Origin of the sequence: Aeromonas bestiarum (assembly GCF_000819745.1) — a bacterium.
Lineage (GTDB): Bacteria > Pseudomonadota > Gammaproteobacteria > Enterobacterales > Aeromonadaceae > Aeromonas > Aeromonas bestiarum.
This window is the reverse complement of record NZ_CDDA01000010.1, coordinates 1-16,794: the sequence shown is the minus strand read 5'-3', so window position 1 is coordinate 16,794 and position 16,794 is coordinate 1. Positions and strand designations below refer to the sequence as shown.

Below are 16,794 nucleotides of genomic sequence, written 5' to 3'. Positions count from 1 at the left end.
CCCGGTTTGGCGACGGCGTCATCCGGGCGATGAGACGAGCGAGTTGGATGTCATTAGCGAAGCAGGGGTCAGGCAGTCATGGTAGAGCGGGCGAGGCGGTTGGGGCGGTGGTTTTTGGCGTTGGATTCCCTCTTGGTGATCCTGGGTTTTTTCGTGGTGATGCCCATGATCAGCCTGCGCTTCGTGGATCAGCTTGGCTGGGCGGCCGGGGTGGTCGGTCTGGCGCTGGGGCTGCGTCAGCTGACCCAGCAGGGGTTGGGGGTGCTGGGGGGCTCGCTGGCAGACAAGTTTGGCGCCCGGCCACTCATAGTGGGCGGCATGCTGTTGCGGGCCGCGGGCTTTGCCAGTCTGGCCTATGCCCAGAGCGGGCTTGAGCTGATCCTTTCCTGCATCATCTCGGGGCTGGGGGGCTGTCTGTTCGATCCACCCCGGGCCGCCCTGGTGATCAAGTTCACCCGTCCGCGCCAGCGGGGTCGCTACATCTCCCTGCTGATGATGCTGGAGAGCGCGGGCGCCGTGGTGGGGGCCCTGCTCGGCAGCTGGCTGCTCAACTTCGACTTCGAGTATGTCTGCCTGCTGGGGGCCGGCCTGTTTGTCTGCGCCGCGCTGTGCAACCTGCTGATCCTGCCGGCCTACAAGCTCTCGCAGCGGCCGACGCCTATCCGGGCCGGCCTCGGCCAGGTGCTGGCGGACAAGGCCTTCTGCCGGCTGGTGCTGATCCTGAGCGGCTACTACGCGCTCTGGGTGCAGGTGATGCTGATCTTCCCCATCCTGGTGAAACAGATGGCGGGCAGCACCACGGCGGTGGGCTGGATGTATACCCTGGAGACCGCCATCTCGCTGGCGCTGCTCTACCCTCTCGCCCGTTATGGCGAGAAGTACTTCAAGCTGGAGAGCCGACTGATGGCGGGCGTGTTGCTGATGACGGCCGGTATCGGGCTGGTGGCGTTTGCGACCACATTGCCCGCCGTCTTCATGCTGCTTGCCTGTTTCTATCTGGGGATCGTCATCGCCGAGCCGGCGCGGGAGACCCTCATGACCAAGCTGGCGCAGCCGGGCGCGCGTGGCAGTTACATGGGCTTCAGCCGGCTGGGGCTGGCGCTCGGTGGCATGACGGGATACGTGGGGGGAGGTGCCCTGCATGATTACGCCAATGCCCAGGGGCAGCCCTGGTTACCCTGGCTGGTGTTGGGGACGGTCGGTGTGACGACCTTGCTGCTGCTGGTGAACTGTTTTCACCGCGAGCCGAGTCTGGCGCGGGTCAACATCTGACAGGCAATAAAAAAACCGGCCGCAGGGCGGCCGGAAGTAATTCAAGCAGTAGACATTGGTATCACAGGGTATAACTGACTTCCAATTACTTAGAAGTTGTACTGCAGGGCCACGGCGACCACGTCGTCGGTGTTCTTGCCCAGAGTATTCATGCTGGTAGAACCCACTTCGTCCAACAGGTTGATCTTGTAATCAACATAGGCGTTGAAGTTGTCGGTGAAGTTGTACCAGGCACCGATGGATACGTATTCGGTGGCGGTGTCATCGATACCGTGAGCGCTGTCCTTCACGTCGGTACGCAGGTAGGCCAGAGACGGCTTGAACTTGCCGATGGTGTACTGGGCTACGGCTTCATAACCATCCATCTTCTCGGCGTAGCCGTTGTTGACGAACAGGTGGTCTTCACCGTGGGAGTAGGTCGCGGCCAGGTAGAGGTCGCCGACTGCGTACTTGGCACCCACGCCGTAGAGCTTGGCATCGCGATCGCCACCGAAGGCGGCGTTGGCAGCCTGTTCGTCGGTCTTGCCTGCCTGGTTGTAGGCGGTACCCAAGCTCAGGCCCATGTCGAAGTCATAGTTGGCTGAGACGGCGAAACCTTCTGCAGACCCTTCAGAATTCCAGGCGCTGTTCGGGCCGTTCATCACGGAACGGTCGGCGTTCTGCGGATCGTTGTTGCCGGTGAACTGGGCACCCAGGGTCAGACCCTGATAGGTGTAGATGTACTGGGCCAGACCATTGGTGCGGCCGGTGCCGAACACTTCGGTGTCTTTACCCAGGCCGTCACCGCCCCACTCAGGCAGCACGTCTGTGTAGTTGTTCACGGCTTTGGTGAACAGACCATCCTGACGGCCATAGCTGAAGGCACCGAAACGATCGTGCTTGATGCCGGCGTAAGCCAAACGCAGCTCGTCGTTGTCAGAGCCGGAGACCGGCAGGTTGTATTCAGCGAAGCCGAACGCGGTCAGCTCGTTGTCGATCTTGGTCTCGCCGCCAACGTGCAGACGGAAGTAGCTCTGATCACCTTCGGTGCCGTTGTTATCGGTACCGTAGTACATGCCTTGAGCACGGCCACCGATCTCGAGTTTGGTGCCGTTCTGGTCATAGACGGTAGCGGCTTGCGCACCACCGGCCAGCAGCACGCTGGAGATGGCCATAGTCAATGCGGTCTTTTTCATTGTTCATTCCTCTGGTGTAAACACTGTCGGACCTGTGCTCGGCCCTGTTGATCGGTCTCTGTTCCGATGCCCCAGAGTAGATCTGCGAACCTTGATAGAAACTGAAGCGGATGAGGATTAATTAATGATTTGACGTAAAAACGAGGCATAAAAAACGGCCCGTCGCGGGCCGTTTGAAGGTTTATGGCATGAAATGCTGATCAGAGTATCAGACCGCCAAAGAAGAAGCCCAGTGCCACGGCGAAAGCGATGGTCGCAGTGCCGGGGATGAAGAAGGGGTGGTTGAACACGGCCTTGCCGATCCGGGTCGAGCCGGTGTCGTCCATCTCGACCGCGGCCAGCAGGGTCGGGTAGGTCGGCAGTACGAACAGGGCGCTCACGGCTGCGAACGAGGCGATGGCGGTCAGCGGGCTGACACCCAGCGCCAGTGCGGCCGGCATCAGGGCCTTGGTGGTGGCGCCTTGTGAGTAGAGCAGCATGGCGGCGAAGAACAGCACCACGGCCAGCAGCCAGGAGTACTGGTTCAGCAGGTCGCCGGCGATCAGCTGTATGGTGTCCATGTTGCCTTTCACGAAGACGTTGCCCAGCCAGGCCACACCCAGTACGCAGATACAGGCAGACATACCGGACTTGAAGGTCGGCATGTTGGTCACTTGAGTAGCGTCCAGTTTGCAGACCAGGGTCATGATGGTGGCAGCAGCCAGCATGATGCCCATGATGGCACCGTCACGGGGGATCGGCGGATTGGCGATCAGGCCCACTTTGCCCGAGATGGCGGTGGCATAGGCCATGACGGCCACGATGGCGGCGATGAATATCCAGACAGAAACCTTGGCGTAAGGCTTCAGCTCCAGCTTGGTGGTGCCACGCAGCTTGATCAGCCCCTTGGCTTTACGCTCCAGATAGACTTCATCCAGCTCCAGCGGTTTGCCCATCATGTTGGCAATGAAGGCGCCCAGGATACAGGCGAGGAAGGTGGACGGAATGCAGATGGCCAGCAGGGTCAGGTAGTCGACACCGAACGGCTCCAGCATGCCGGAGAAGGCAACCACGGCCGCGGAGATCGGGGAGGCCGTGATGGCGATCTGGGAGGCGACAACCGCGATGGAGAGCGGACGGGAGGGACGAATGCCCTGCTCCTTGGCCACTTCGGCGATCACCGGCAGGGTGGAGAAGGCGGTGTGACCGGTACCGGCCAGCATGGTCATCAGATAGGTGACGACCGGGGCGGCGAAGGTGATGTATTTGGGGTTCTTGCGCAAGGCCTTTTCTGCCAGCGACACCAGGTAGTCCATGCCACCGGCCAGTTGCATACAGGCAATGGCACAGATGACGGACGCGATGATCATGATCACGTCCCAGGGGCCAGGCCCCAGGTCAGTACCAGCACACCCAGACCACCGGCAAAGCCGATACCGATACTGCCTATCCGGGCTCCCAGATAGATAGCGGCGAGCACGACAAGTAACTCGATAACAATCATAGTGAACACTCCATTTTCCAGTTTTTTTAGGTTTTATTTGGCAGAAAAGCCAATTCCCGATGGGGCTGGGTGAGACCGATCGGGAACTGACTTTATGGGCCGGGATAAACCCGGCCCATTTGCTCGCTTATACGGTGGCTTCGCGGGTGTAGCGCTTGGCTTTGTATTGCGGGTTCATCAGGTTCTCGATGGAGAGAATTTCATCCAGCTGCTCTGCGGTCAGCAGGCCGCGTTCCAGCACGACTTCACGGACGTTCTTGCCGGTCTGGGCGCAGATCTTGCCGACTATGTCCCCTTCGTGGTGGCCGATGAAGGGGTTCAGGTAGGTCACGATGCCGATGGAGTTCAGCACGTGGTTCATGCAGATTTCCGGGTTGGCAGTGATGCCTTCGACGCACTTCTCGCGCAGGGAGATACAGGCTTTTTCCATCAGGCTCAGGGATTCGAACATGGCCTGACCAATCACGGGCTCCATGACGTTCAGCTGCAGCTGACCGGCTTCGGCGGCGAAGGTGATGGTGACGTCGTTACCGAATACCTTGAAGCAGCTCTGGTTGACCACTTCCGGGATGACCGGGTTGACCTTGGCCGGCATGATGGAGGAACCCGCCTGCATTTCCGGCAGGTTGATCTCTTTGAGTGCGGTGCGCGGGCCAGAGGAGAGCAGACGCAGATCGTTACAGATCTTGGACATTTTCATGGCCAGACGCTTGATGGCGCCGTGCAGCATCACGTAGGCGCCGCAGTCGGAGGTCGCTTCGATCAGATCTTCAGCCGGCACGTAGGCACGACCGGTGATCTCGGCCAGGCGCTTGATGGCCAGGGCTGAGTACTCTGGCGGGGTGTTCAGGCCGGTACCGATGGCGGTCGCGCCCAGGTTCACTTCCAGCAGCAGCTCCTGGCAACGCTTGATGGACTTGATCTCTTCACGCAGGGTGACGGCGAAGGCGTGGAATTCCTGGCCCAGAGTCATGGGAACCGCGTCCTGCAGCTGGGTACGACCCATCTTCAGGATGCTCTTGAACTCGGCGGCCTTGGCATCGAAGGCGGCGATCAGCGCTTCCAGCGCATGCAGCGTGGTGTCAGTGCTGTTCACCACGGCAACGCGGAAACCGGTAGGGTAGGCGTCGTTGGTGGATTGGCACTTGTTGACGTGGTCGTTCGGGTTGATGACGTCGTAACGGCCTTTCGCCAGACCCATGATCTCGAGGGCGATGTTGGCCAGTACTTCGTTGGTGTTCATGTTGACGGAGGTGCCGGCACCACCCTGATAAACGTCGACCGGGAACTGGTCGAAGCATTTACCGGTGTTCAGCATCAGGTCGCAGGCTTCTACGATCTTGTCAGCAATCTCAGGACGGATGGTGCCCAGTTCGCCGTTCGCCATGGCGGCGGCCTTCTTGGTCAGTACCATGCCGCGGACGAATTCCGGAACGTCAGAAATCTTCTGAGAGCTGATCTTGAAGTTCTCGACAGCGCGCAGGGTGTGCACACCGTAGTAGAAATGGTTGGAAACTTCTTTGGTGCCCAGCAGGTCTTCTTCAATGCGGACGTTCTTGATGTCGCTCATTGTAATGCCTCAGAAATCAGATAAATGGAAACGATCCTCACCGAGTGGTCGCGAGTTCCTTACGCACGGCTCATCCTGAAGCACCACACATCGAGTGGGGCAGTTGGGGGCTTTTTTGCTCCCTTAATTACTGGCGTCGATATTACCTCAATTGAGGTATCTGATATTAGACCTGGATCACTAAATTTGAGACAACCTCAAATAACTTGTGGTCATTAAACAGATATTGCAATCGAACGATTTACTTTGACAGAACAAGGACTTCAATCACAGTCCAGCGGGCCGTTTTTTCTGAATATCCGGCGTGCTATCACCCTTCAGACTTGAAAAACGAAGGGGTACCCCCATTTTAATTATCAAGGACCTATATCATGGTGGGTTGGCAGCAAGATTATTTCGGTGGCTGCCACCGACCTGAGATTCATTCAAATTCACCCGCACTGAGGTTGTTATGGGCAAGTTATTTCTGTTGTTGGTCGGTCTGGTGCTGCTCGAGCTAACCGTGATGATCGAGGTGGGCTCGGTGATTGGCGCCTTGCCAACCGTCGGCTTGCTGGTGCTGACCGCCGTGATCGGATCATCGCTAGTGCGCAGTGAAGGCATCAAGACCCTGCTCAATGCGCAGCAAAAGATGCAGCAGGGCGAGATGCCGGGCCGCGAGGTGATAGGGGGCATGATGCTGGCGCTGGCCGGCTTGCTGCTGATCATCCCGGGGTTTGTGACCGATATCTTCGGTATCCTGCTGTTGCAGCCCTGGCTGCGCAACAGGTTGGCCGACAAGCTGGTGGGCAGCGGCCAGTTCAGGATGCAGATGGGCGGTTTTCAGGCGCAGCAGCCTACGTTCGAGGCGCGTCCTGGTGAGGAACAACCGGGTGAGGCCAATCGTGGCGGGACCACCATAGAAGGCGAGTTTGAACGTAAAGAATAAACCTCAGTATTGAGACTGTGCCTGTCAGGGTTTGCCCTGATGGCACAGCCGTTCGAAGCGGTGACGGGCATACCACCAGGCCAGTATGCCCGCCGCCAGATTGGCCAGCAGTATCCCCAGATAGACTCCCTGTTCCCCACCCAGTTCCGCCCCCAGCCAGGCTCCTGGCAGCAAGAAGACAAACAGTCGCAACCCGTTGAACAGAAACGAGACGCTCGAGGCCCTGACACCGTTGAGCGCCGAGGCCAGCAGCATCACCATGCCCTGGAAGCCGTAACCTATGGGCACCAGGTGCAGATAAAGGATGATGAGACGGACCACCTGCGGGTGATCACTGAACAGGTTGGCGATGAGCGGTGCCAGCAGCCAGGTCAGGCCGTAGACGCCGAGCTGGAACAGCAGGGCGAAGCGCATGCAGAACTGCAGTGCCGCCTTGGCGCGGGCCGGGTTGCCCGCTCCGCAGTTTTGAGAAATGAAGGGGGCCAGCACGGAAGAGAGCGCCATCATCACGATCAGCAGCAAGGCTTCCACTCTCGATGCGGCGCCATAGGCGGCCACCACCTCGGTGCCCAAGCCGGCGAAGATGGTCATCAACACGGCATTGGCCAGCGGGTTGAGTATGTTGGTAAAGGAGGCCGGTACCGCCACGTGCAGCAGGGCGCGCCAGTGAGCCAGCAACTGCGGGCGCGGGGATAGGCGCCAGCGCAGCAAGCCTTCCCGATGGCGCAATATATAGAGGCTGACCAGCATGGCCATCAGCCAGGAGAGTGAAGTGGCAATGGCCGCCCCGCGGATCCCCCACTCGGGAAAAGGGCCTATGCCGAAGATGAGCAGGGGATCCAGCACACCGTTGACCAGTCCCGCCACCCCCATCACCAGGCTCGGGGTCTTGGTATCCCCGGTGGCCCGGATGGCGGCATTGCCCACCATGGGCAGCGCCAGCAGAGGCACAGTGAGGTACCAGATCAGCATGTAGTCGTGGATCAGCGAGATGAGCTCACGGCTGGCCCCGAGCAGGGTGAAGAGGGGAACTATCGTCAGGGCGCCCAGTACGGAGAGCAGGGTCACCAGCACCACGGCCAGGAACAGGCTGTCGGTGGTGATGCGGGCGGCCTCGTCATGCCGGCCCTGGCCGAGCGCGTGACCAATCACGGCCGAGAGGCCGGCCCCCAGCCCCATCGCCAGCGAGGTCACCACGAAAGTGACCGGGAAGGTAAAACTGATGGCCGCCAGCGCCTGGGTGCCCAGCATGCCGATGAAGAAGGTGTCGACCAGGTTGAACGCCAGTATGGCGACTATGCCGAGTATCATGGGGCCCGTCATGCGCAACAACACGGACGTCATGGGGGCGGTCAGCATGGGATTGGGTCGGGTCACGGGCTCGTCTCTTGCATCTGGCGAAGTGCGTTCTGGCTGCAAGCAGCGCAAATCCGGTTTCCTGACCGGGACACGGGCGATCCATCGAAGATATTCATAGTACGTGAAAATATTTTTTTTGTATTTGCCCTTGAAGGGTTAACAAAAACGCCCCACATCAGAGGCATATCTAATTTGGCCAGGAATGGCCATTCCTCAAAGCAACACAGAGACTCATTTTGGGAGAGTTATCGATGAAAATTCGTCCACTGCACGACCGCGTCATCATCAAGCGCATCGAAGCTGAAGCCAAATCCGCTGGCGGCATTGTCTTGACTGGTACTGCGGCCCAGAAGTCCACCCGTGGTGAAGTACTTGCCGTGGGGACTGGCCGAATTCTGGACAATGGCGACGTCAAAGCCCTCGCCGTCAAGGTGGGTGACAAGGTGATCTTCAACGAAGGCTACGGTGTGAAGACCGAGAAGCTGGATGGTCAGGATGTACTGATCCTGTCCGAGACCGACATCCTGGCGATTGTCGAAGCGTAATTCACCCTTTTCCCCGAATTGATTTAAGGATTGAAGAAAATGGCAGCTAAAGAAGTCAAGTTTGGCAATGAAGCCCGCATCAAGATGCTCGAAGGCGTCAACATCCTGGCCGATGCCGTCAAGGTCACCCTGGGCCCGAAAGGCCGCAACGTGGTACTGGACAAGTCCTTCGGTGCCCCGACCATCACCAAGGATGGCGTCTCTGTTGCTCGCGAAATCGAGCTGGAAGACAAGTTCATGAACATGGGTGCCCAGATGGTCAAGGAAGTTGCTTCCAAAGCCAACGATGCCGCCGGTGACGGTACCACCACGGCGACCGTACTGGCTCAGGCCATCGTCAACGAAGGCCTGAAGGCCGTTGCCGCCGGCATGAACCCGATGGATCTGAAGCGCGGCATCGACAAGGCCGTCATCGCTGCCGTTGCCGAGCTGCAAGTGCTGTCCCAGCCGTGTGCTGACAACAATGCCATCGCTCAGGTGGGTACCATCTCCGCCAACTCTGATGAGAAAGTGGGCAAGCTGATTGCCGAAGCCATGGACAAAGTCGGTCGTGATGGCGTCATCACGGTTGAAGATGGTCAGGGTCTGGACGACGAGCTGGCTGTAGTAGAAGGCATGCAGTTCGATCGCGGCTATCTCTCTCCCTACTTCGTCAACAAGCCGGAAACCGGTTCCGTCGAGCTGGATGATCCCTTCATCCTGCTGGTTGACAAGAAAGTCTCCAACATCCGCGAGATGCTGCCGGTGCTGGAAGGCGTTGCCAAAGCAGGCAAGCCGCTGCTGATCGTTGCCGAAGACGTGGAAGGCGAAGCGCTGGCGACCCTGGTGGTCAACACCATGCGTGGCATAGTGAAAGTGGCTGCCGTCAAGGCACCCGGTTTCGGTGACCGTCGCAAGGCCATGCTGCAGGATATCGCCATGCTGACCGGTGGTACCGTGATCTCCGAAGAAGTGGGCATGGAGCTGGAAAAAGCGACCCTGGAAGACCTGGGCCGTGCCAAGCGCATCGTCATCACCAAAGAAAACACCACCATCATCGATGGCGTAGGTGATGCAGCCCTGATCGAGAGCCGTGTGGCCCAGATCCGTCAGCAGATCGAAGATACCTCTTCCGATTACGACCGTGAGAAGCTGCAAGAGCGCGTAGCCAAGCTGGCTGGCGGCGTTGCCGTGATCAAGGTCGGCGCCGCTACCGAAGTCGAGATGAAAGAGAAGAAAGCTCGCGTTGACGATGCCCTGCACGCAACTCGCGCAGCCGTAGAAGAAGGCGTGGTTGCCGGTGGTGGTGTCGCGCTGGTGCGCGTCGCTGCCAAGCTGGCCAATCTGCGCGGTGACAACGAAGACCAGAACGTGGGTATCAAGGTTGCCTTGCGCGCCATGGAAGCACCGCTGCGTCAGATCGTCATCAACGCCGGCGAAGAAGCCTCCGTCATTGCCAACGCCGTGAAGAATGGTGAAGGCAACTTCGGTTACAACGCTTACACCGAACAGTACGGTGACATGCTGGCCATGGGTATCCTGGATCCGACCAAGGTGACCCGTTCTGCGCTGCAGTTCGCCTCTTCCATCGCCGGCCTGATGATCACCACAGAGTGCATGATCACCGAGCTGCCGAAGAAAGATACCCCTGCCATGCCTGACATGGGCGGCATGGGTGGCATGGGCATGATGTAATTCTGCCATGGTTACCAAACGGCTCGCTTTTGCGAGCCGTTTTTTTTTATGGCGACTAAACTGAGTCTATCGTTGGCAACTTTATCTGAGGTGAATATGCGTGTACTGGGTTTGATTACATTACTGTTTTCTCTGGCAATGCCAGCCATGGCCCTGGAGGCGCCGCAGGGACCCGTCATCTTGAAGGTGACCGGCAATGTGATGCCCGCCGAGGCGACCGAGGGGGTCGTTGCCTTCGATCTGACCATGCTCAAGGCGCTGCCACAGCACGAGATAGTGACGAGCAACCCCTGGGTCGACAAACCGCACAAGTATGTGGGGCCCAAACTGGCGGACGTGCTGACTGCCGTCGGGGCTAATGGCAAGGCCATTACTCTGACCGCATTGAACAGTTTCCAGATCAGGATCAACTGGGATAAGGTCAAACAATATGACCCTATTCTGGCCTGGCAGGATGACGGGGTTACCATGCGGGTACGGAATAAGGGGCCGCTTTGGTTTATCCTACCGCTGGATCAGTATCCTGAGCTGAAACGGTCAGAATTTACCGACATGATGATCTGGCAACTGAGTTCGGTTGATATCCAGCATTGATAGAATGGTTTGCGGGAGTGCGGGTGAAAGCAAAGACCAAGGCGTGGCCTTTACTTGTGGTGCTTTATCTATCCATCCTGTTGTTCACGGGAAGTACCCTGTATTGCCTCGCGCAGATACAGAATGCGACCCGGGTGATGGAGAAATATACCTATGATGTCTCCTGGGCCCTGATGCAACTGCAGCTGGAGTTGGGGCGCTTCCTCAACTCCGTTGAGATCTATCATTATGGCGGTATCGATCACGACACCCTGATGCTGCGTTACGACATCCTCTGGAGCCGCACACCGATCCTGCTCAGTGGCCAGCTGCGCCAGAGCATGAAGGACAAGCAGAAGACACTGCGGCTGGTGCAGCTGATCGAAAGCAATATCCGCGAGATGGAGCCCAACATCACCCAGCTGAAGTCTGGTACGCCGGACTATCAGCAAATAATGATGCGACTGGCCCCCTTGCAGGAACCCCTTTCTTACTCCCTTGCGTCTGTCATGCAGAAGAACATCAATGTCTATTCGGGCAATGACAAGCGTTTCGGTCAGCTGCGCAATGCCCTGCTGTTCATGGTGTCCGGCCTGGTGCTGTCGGTGATGCTGCTCAGTGGCCTGCTGATCCGCGAGGCTCGCCGGCACTTCCGCGCGGCACGGGTCGATCCCCTGACCGGGCTGGCCAACCGGCTGGCGTTGCTGGAGAAGATGGAGTCCTACGCGGCCAAGGAAACACCGTTCGGGCTGGTGCTGGTGGATATCAACGATTTTCGAGATATCAACAGCAAGTTCGGCTACAACACAGGTGACTTCCTGCTGCAGGAGCTGGCAAAGCGGATCCGCAGCCTGTGTGAAAACGACGAGTGGGTAGCGCGCCTGGGGGGCGATCAGTTTGCCATGATCCAGCGCGAGAGCAGTGATCTGCGGCAGGTGAGGGAGCTGGTGGCACGCCTGCTCCATGCACTCAAGCAGGACATCATCATCGACAATTATCCGTTCCGGCTGGAGGTGGGGATCGGCATCGCCTTCTTCCCGATGGACAGCAAGTTGACGCAGGAGCTGCTCAGTCGGGCCGAGCAGGCGCTGTTCCACAGTCGCAAGACCCATGTTCCTTATGTCATCTATGACAATTCGCTGCTCAATGAGACTGCGCGTCGCAAGCATCTGGCCAGCGACATGATAATGGCGCTGGAGCACAATGCACTCGAACTCTATTACCAGCCCATCGTCAATCTCGAAAGTGGCCGCTGCGAGGCGGTCGAAGCCCTGCTGCGCTGGCGCCATCCTGAATTGGGCTTCATCCCGCCCAATGAGGTGATCCAGGTGGCGGAAGAGTTCCAGCTGGCCGAGAAACTGGGCAGCTGGGTGCTGAATACCGCCTGTGAGCAGCTCTACCAGTGGCAGCAGCTCGGGCTGGTCGACTTGCAGATGTGCGTGAACATCTCGCCTGGCATGTACCAGCGCAACTTGTTGAAGCTGGTGGCCAAGGCCTTGATGGAGCACCATATCCCGGCTGCCAGCCTGGTGCTGGAAGTGACGGAAGACACCACCATGCGCGAGGTGAAAAACTCCTTGCAGCTGATGCAGGATCTCAATCAGCAGGGGGTACAGCTGGCACTGGATGACTTCGGGACCGGCTACTCCTCCCTCAGTTATCTGCAGAAACTGCCGGTCAGCAAGGTGAAGATAGATCGCTCCTTCATTCAGGGGATCGATACCTCGGTAGAAGCCTCGGAGCTGGTCGCCAACATTTGCCGCATGGGATCCATGCTGGGCAAGAGTCTGGTGTGTGAGGGAATCGAAACCCAGGCCCAGCTCGATGTGCTGCGCACCCTCACTGACATTCATCTTTACGGACAAGGCTATCTGTTCAGTCGCCCCGAGCAGGCAGAGAAGGTCTATCAGACCTTGTTGGAGATGGAAGAGCAGTGGCTGGAGCGGCGTCAACCCAACAAGACGTATTTAATTTAGCCAAAATGATTCATGTCTGGCACAGGATGGCCGATAGTCTTAGGGCAGGAGGTACACCATGGATATATCTAGTTCTGCATCAACGTCATTTGGTTCTGCTTTGCTGACAGCCAGTCTGGCCAAGAAACAGCAAACCCAGGATGGTGAAGCCGCTTTGAAACTGCTCCAGACGGCTGCTCAATCAGCCCCGACCGCAGCGACATCGGCCAGCTCCACACTGGGGAGTAAAATCGATATTCGCGTCTGATCATAATGAAAAAGCCCCCATCAACTGATGGGGGCTTTTTTATGTCCACGATCTGGCCTATAGCGGAAAAGGTGCGGGGGCTTCAAAAGTCATCCGCTCGCCGCTGCGCGGGTGGCTGATGGTCAGCATGGCCGCATGCAGGTAGAGATGGGGGGCCGCCGCCAGCGCGTCCGGATGGGCATAGAGGTTGTCACCCAGTATGGGGTGCCCCAGCTCCAGCATATGGACGCGCAACTGGTGTGAACGGCCCGTGATGGGGGTCAGCTTGATCAGGCTGTTGCCGTTCTCCACCTTCAGTTTTTCCCATAGGGTCAGGGCGTGGCGCCCCTCCTCAAAGTCAACCTTCTGTTTCGGACGGTTGGGCCAGTCGACACAGAGCGGCAGATCTACCTGACCCGAGTCCGCTTCCGGCTCGCCCCACACCCAGGCGAGGTAGTGCTTCTCGGTCTCCCGCTCGCGAAATTGCCGGCTCAGCTCCCGATGGGCATTGGGGGTGAGAGGGATGACAATGACCCCCGTGGTGGACATGTCGAGGCGATGGGCTGCCGCCGCCTTGGGGTGTTGCTGTTTCACCCGATGCAGGACGCTGTCTTCATTCTCGGGGCCGCGCCCGGGGACGCTCAGCAGGCCAGTGGGCTTGTTGACCACCATGATGTCCTTGTCCTTGAACAGGATATCGAGCCAGGGTTCCAGAGGCGGTGAGTATTCAAACATAAATGTCTCGCATCAGAAGGTGGGGGCAAGCCCCCATCGGTTATGGGTAACCACAATCATAAAGGGCATGGGATCCCGCGTGAGCCGGTCATGTCTCTTCAGTATCGCGTCAGTTATGGGTGACCACGATAAAGCGGATGGCATCCAGCTTGAGTTGGGTCTGATCGATCAGGTGGTGCAATTCTGCCTGCAGATTACGCAGATAATCCAGTTCGCTGTCGCGCACGTTCGGGTTGACCGCCTTGAGTGCTTCGAGACGATCCAGGTCCTGCTGCAGGGTCTGCGCCATCTGGGCGCGCGCCTTGTCGACAATCCCGGCTTTCAGCTCTTCGGCAATCGGCTGGCCCTTGCCAATCAGGCCGTGGATCACCGGCTGGGAAGCGGTTACCAGCTTGCTGCCAAGGTGGCGGTTGACCGGTGTCAGCTGGCGGTTGAAGGCATCGAATGCCACCTTCTCACCCAGGTTCTGGCCGTTCTTGTCCATCAGCAGGCGAATTGGCGTCGGCGGCATGAAGCGGTAGAGCTGGGGATGAGCCGCAGACTCGGCCACGAAGATGAGCTCAAGCAGGATGGAGCCGACCGGCAGCGCCTTGTTCTTGAGCAGGGCCACAGAGGTGGCGCCGATCTCGGAACCCAGGATCAGGTCGATGCCACCGCGCATCATGGGGTGATCCCAGGAGAGCAGCGCCATGTCATCCCGCGACAGTGCGGTCGGACGATCGAAGGTGATGGTCATGCCATCCTGGGGCAGACCCGGGAAGCTGGAGACCAGCATGTGATCCCCCGGCGTCAGCACCAGAGCATTCTCGCCACGGTCATCCTGATTGACGCCGATCTCGTCGAACATCTTGAGGGCGAAGGAGATCATGCCGGTGTCGTCATCTTCGGCAGTCAGCTTGTCGACCAGTTGCTGCGCAGCCACGCCACCGCTGGAGTGGATCTCCAGCAGGCGATCGCGCCCCTGTTCCATGCGGGATTTGAGCGGCTCGTGGATCTCCCGTGTCCTGGCCAGAAGGGCATCCAGAGCGGCTTGATCACCCGTATTGGCGGCAAGCAGTTCGAACAGCTCGTCACGCACGGCTTCAAATACCGGGCGGGCGGTCGGACAGGTCTGCTCGAACGCATCCAGTCCGTCGTGGTACCAGAGCTGCAAGGCTCGCTGGGCAGTCCCTTCCAGATAGGGAACGTGGATCTCGACGGTATTTTGCTGACCGATGCGATCCAGACGGCCGATGCGCTGTTCCAGCAGATCCGGGTTGAGGGGCAGATCGAACAGCACCAGATGACTGGCAAACTGGAAGTTGCGACCCTCTGAACCTATCTCGGAACAGAGCAACACCTGAGCACCACTCTCTTGCTGGGCGAAATAGGCCGAGGCCTTGTCCCGCTCCAGAATGGACATTCCTTCGTGGAATACTGTGCCGCGGATCCCTTCACGGGTACGCAGCGCCTCTTCCAGCGCGATGGCGGTAGCCGCTTCCGAGCAGATCACCAGTACCTTCTGTTGGCGGGCAGAGAGCAGCAGCTCCAGCAGCCAGTCAACGCGGGGATCAAACTGGGTCCAGGTGGCGTTCTCGCCTTCAAATTGCTGGAAGATCTTCTCTGGATAGAGGTAGCGCAGGGCGCGAGTCTGCAGCTCACCGCCGTTGCCGCCCATCATGCCCATCACCTTGATGGCTGTCTTGTACTGCTCCGGCAGCGGCATGGGGTAGACGTTGAGGTGACGCTCCGGGAAGCCCTGAATATTGGCGCGGCTGTTGCGAAACAGCACTCGGCCTGTGCCGTGCTGATCCAGCAACGTGGCGACGGCCTGCTGGCGGGCGGCGGCATCGCTCAGATCCAGCCCTTCCAGCTGGCTGGCGAGGATCTGCTTGGCTTCGTCGCTCAGGCTCTCGCCATCCAGCAGCTCCTGGGCGGCGCTGGCGACCTGGCCATAGGCCTGCTCCTCGATGAGGAAGGCGTCGTAGTCGTAGAAACGCTCGGGATCGAGCAGGCGCAGACGGGCGAAGTGGCTCTGGTGGCCCAGCTGATCCGGGGTCGCGGTCAGCAGCAGTACGCCCGGCACCTGTTCGGCCAGCGCTTCCACCATCTCGTAGGCGCGACTCGGGGCCTCCTCGCTCCACTCCAGGTGGTGCGCCTCGTCGACAACCAGCAGATCCCATTCGGCTTCCAGCACCTGTTCGAAGCGACGACGCTTCTTGCGCAGGAAGTCGAGGCTGCAGATCACCAGCTGTTCGGTTTCGAAGGGGTTCTCCGCATCGGCGAAGGCCTCGATGCAGCGCTCCTCGTCAAACAGGGAGAAGTGCAGGTTGAAGCGGCGCAGCATCTCGACCAGCCACTGGTGCTGGAGTGTCTCGGGCAGCAGGATGAGCACCCGATGGGCACGGCCCGAGAGCAGCTGTTGATGGATGATCATGCCCGCTTCTATGGTCTTGCCCAGGCCCACTTCATCAGCCAGCAGCACGCGCGGGGCGTAGCGGTGGCCCACTTCATGGGCGATATAAAGCTGGTGCGGGATCAGGCTGACCCGGCCACCGGCCAGACCGCGGGTCGGATTGCGACGCCGCTGGTGCTGGTTGATCAGGGCTTCGTAGCGCAGGGTAAAACGGGACATACGGTCAATCTGACCGGCGAACAGGCGATCCTGCGGCTTGTTGAACTTGATGAAGTTGTTGAGAAACACTTCCTTGAGGGCAACGGGCTCATCATTGTCGGTGCGTACACCTACATATATAAGCAGACCGTTTTTCTCCTGCACTTCTTCGACCGTCATGGTCCAGTCTTCATGACTGGCTATCTGATCGCCCACATTGAAGCTGACCCGGGTGACCGGCGCTTCTTCTTTGGCATACATGCGGTTTTCACCGGTAGCCGGAAACAACAGGGTCACCATGCGTCCTTCAACAGCAACGACAGTCCCCAACCCCAGATCCGTCTCTGTATCACTAATCCAACGCTGGCCAAGTGCAAAAGGCATTAAACTCTCCAAAGCCCAAGAGTGTGTGAATCGCAAAGGGGCGCTATGTTACCCGAAGGCGTGACCTCGATCACCATGCATATAGATGTGGTGACACCAAATCACCACAACCTTGATCTGTAACCAGCAAGGCATCACGGAAGACAGCTCTATGTCGTCAAATGAGCGTCTTATTGCGGGATAAATAGGCTTTTTGGTGGATTGGTGAGCGGTCGAGCTAATAATTAGAATTTAATTCGAAACATCCCTTGCCAGCGTGATCCAGATCCCTATAATGCGCCCCATCGACAGGGCAAGCGGC

12 protein-coding genes and 1 pseudogene are annotated in these 16,794 nt (G+C 58.7%); 7 read left to right on the top strand and 6 right to left on the bottom strand.

The genetic code is table 11. The features are described from left to right. Positions 1–78: 78 nt before the first annotated feature. A complete protein-coding gene (gene mdtH / locus BN1118_RS05565) occupies positions 79–1,272 on the top strand; it encodes a multidrug efflux MFS transporter MdtH (protein ID WP_043554926.1) in 1,194 nt (397 codons plus the stop codon). Between the two features lie 89 nt (positions 1,273–1,361). On the opposite strand, the gene BN1118_RS05560 is transcribed toward mdtH, so the two are convergent. From BN1118_RS05560 to aspA, 3 genes and pseudogenes are all read right to left on the bottom strand, one after another. Beyond that, positions 1,362–2,447 (bottom strand): porin, encoded by a 1,086-nt coding sequence (locus BN1118_RS05560; protein ID WP_043554925.1) that lies wholly within the window; start codon positions 2,445–2,447, stop codon positions 1,362–1,364. Between the two features lie 200 nt (positions 2,448–2,647). Next, positions 2,648–3,930 (bottom strand): annotated as a pseudogene (locus tag BN1118_RS05555) (anaerobic C4-dicarboxylate transporter). A gap of 127 nt (positions 3,931–4,057) precedes the next feature. Beyond that, complete coding sequence (aspA, locus tag BN1118_RS05550) at positions 4,058–5,500, bottom strand: aspartate ammonia-lyase (RefSeq protein ID WP_043142053.1); 1,443 nt, start codon at positions 5,498–5,500, stop codon at positions 4,058–4,060. A gap of 451 nt (positions 5,501–5,951) precedes the next feature. Between aspA and BN1118_RS05545 the strand changes: the two genes are divergently transcribed. Next, positions 5,952–6,428 (top strand): FxsA family protein, encoded by a 477-nt coding sequence (locus BN1118_RS05545; RefSeq protein ID WP_043142052.1) that lies wholly within the window; start codon positions 5,952–5,954, stop codon positions 6,426–6,428. A gap of 24 nt (positions 6,429–6,452) precedes the next feature. Here the strand turns inward: BN1118_RS05545 and BN1118_RS05540 are convergent, their stop codons facing one another. Then, positions 6,453–7,805 carry an MATE family efflux transporter gene (locus BN1118_RS05540; RefSeq protein WP_043554922.1) on the bottom strand — a complete coding sequence of 451 codons (1,353 nt, stop codon included), beginning with the start codon at positions 7,803–7,805 and terminating at the stop codon, positions 6,453–6,455. Between the two features lie 233 nt (positions 7,806–8,038). On the opposite strand from BN1118_RS05540, the gene BN1118_RS05535 reads away from it, so the two are divergent. The 5 genes from BN1118_RS05535 (at position 8,039) to BN1118_RS21010 (ending at position 12,802) form a co-directional block, all read left to right on the top strand. Beyond that, positions 8,039–8,332, top strand: a complete 294-nt coding sequence (locus tag BN1118_RS05535; RefSeq protein WP_005318973.1) for a co-chaperone GroES — start codon at positions 8,039–8,041, stop codon at positions 8,330–8,332. A gap of 39 nt (positions 8,333–8,371) precedes the next feature. Further along, on the top strand, positions 8,372–10,006 hold the full coding sequence (groL, locus tag BN1118_RS05530) for a chaperonin GroEL (RefSeq protein ID WP_043554921.1): 1,635 nt from the start codon (positions 8,372–8,374) through the stop codon (positions 10,004–10,006). A 96-nt stretch (positions 10,007–10,102) separates the two neighbouring features. Next, positions 10,103–10,600, top strand: a complete 498-nt coding sequence (locus BN1118_RS05525; protein WP_043142043.1) for a putative pterin-binding protein — start codon at positions 10,103–10,105, stop codon at positions 10,598–10,600. A 23-nt stretch (positions 10,601–10,623) separates the two neighbouring features. Next, entirely contained in the window at positions 10,624–12,555 is a 1,932-nt protein-coding gene (locus BN1118_RS05520; protein WP_043554920.1) for a putative bifunctional diguanylate cyclase/phosphodiesterase, read from the top strand. A gap of 58 nt (positions 12,556–12,613) precedes the next feature. After that, a complete protein-coding gene (locus tag BN1118_RS21010; RefSeq protein ID WP_080741189.1) occupies positions 12,614–12,802 on the top strand; it encodes a hypothetical protein in 189 nt (62 codons plus the stop codon). A gap of 57 nt (positions 12,803–12,859) precedes the next feature. Here the strand turns inward: BN1118_RS21010 and rluA are convergent, their stop codons facing one another. Both rluA and rapA read right to left on the bottom strand, forming a co-directional pair. Then, on the bottom strand, positions 12,860–13,516 hold the full coding sequence (rluA, locus tag BN1118_RS05515; RefSeq protein WP_042872591.1) for a bifunctional tRNA pseudouridine(32) synthase/23S rRNA pseudouridine(746) synthase RluA: 657 nt from the start codon (positions 13,514–13,516) through the stop codon (positions 12,860–12,862). Between the two features lie 109 nt (positions 13,517–13,625). After that, positions 13,626–16,493 (bottom strand): RNA polymerase-associated protein RapA, encoded by a 2,868-nt coding sequence (rapA, locus tag BN1118_RS05510; protein WP_043554918.1) that lies wholly within the window; start codon positions 16,491–16,493, stop codon positions 13,626–13,628. Between the last annotated feature and the right edge of the window lie 301 nt (positions 16,494–16,794).

What these genes read in the sequence shown, in the direction of transcription:
- mdtH (WP_043554926.1), top strand. Translation starts at nt 79, where the DNA reads ATGGTAGAGCGGGCGAGGCGGTTGGGGCGGTGGTTTTTGGCGTTGGAT.
- BN1118_RS05560 (WP_043554925.1), bottom strand. Translation starts at nt 2,447, where the DNA reads ATGAAAAAGACCGCATTGACTATGGCCATCTCCAGCGTGCTGCTGGCC.
- aspA (WP_043142053.1), bottom strand. Translation starts at nt 5,500, where the DNA reads ATGAGCGACATCAAGAACGTCCGCATTGAAGAAGACCTGCTGGGCACC.
- BN1118_RS05545 (WP_043142052.1), top strand. Translation starts at nt 5,952, where the DNA reads ATGGGCAAGTTATTTCTGTTGTTGGTCGGTCTGGTGCTGCTCGAGCTA.
- BN1118_RS05535 (WP_005318973.1), top strand. Translation starts at nt 8,039, where the DNA reads ATGAAAATTCGTCCACTGCACGACCGCGTCATCATCAAGCGCATCGAA.
- groL (WP_043554921.1), top strand. Translation starts at nt 8,372, where the DNA reads ATGGCAGCTAAAGAAGTCAAGTTTGGCAATGAAGCCCGCATCAAGATG.
- BN1118_RS05525 (WP_043142043.1), top strand. Translation starts at nt 10,103, where the DNA reads ATGCGTGTACTGGGTTTGATTACATTACTGTTTTCTCTGGCAATGCCA.
- BN1118_RS21010 (WP_080741189.1), top strand. Translation starts at nt 12,614, where the DNA reads ATGGATATATCTAGTTCTGCATCAACGTCATTTGGTTCTGCTTTGCTG.
- rluA (WP_042872591.1), bottom strand. Translation starts at nt 13,516, where the DNA reads ATGTTTGAATACTCACCGCCTCTGGAACCCTGGCTCGATATCCTGTTC.
- rapA (WP_043554918.1), bottom strand. Translation starts at nt 16,493, where the DNA reads ATGCCTTTTGCACTTGGCCAGCGTTGGATTAGTGATACAGAGACGGAT.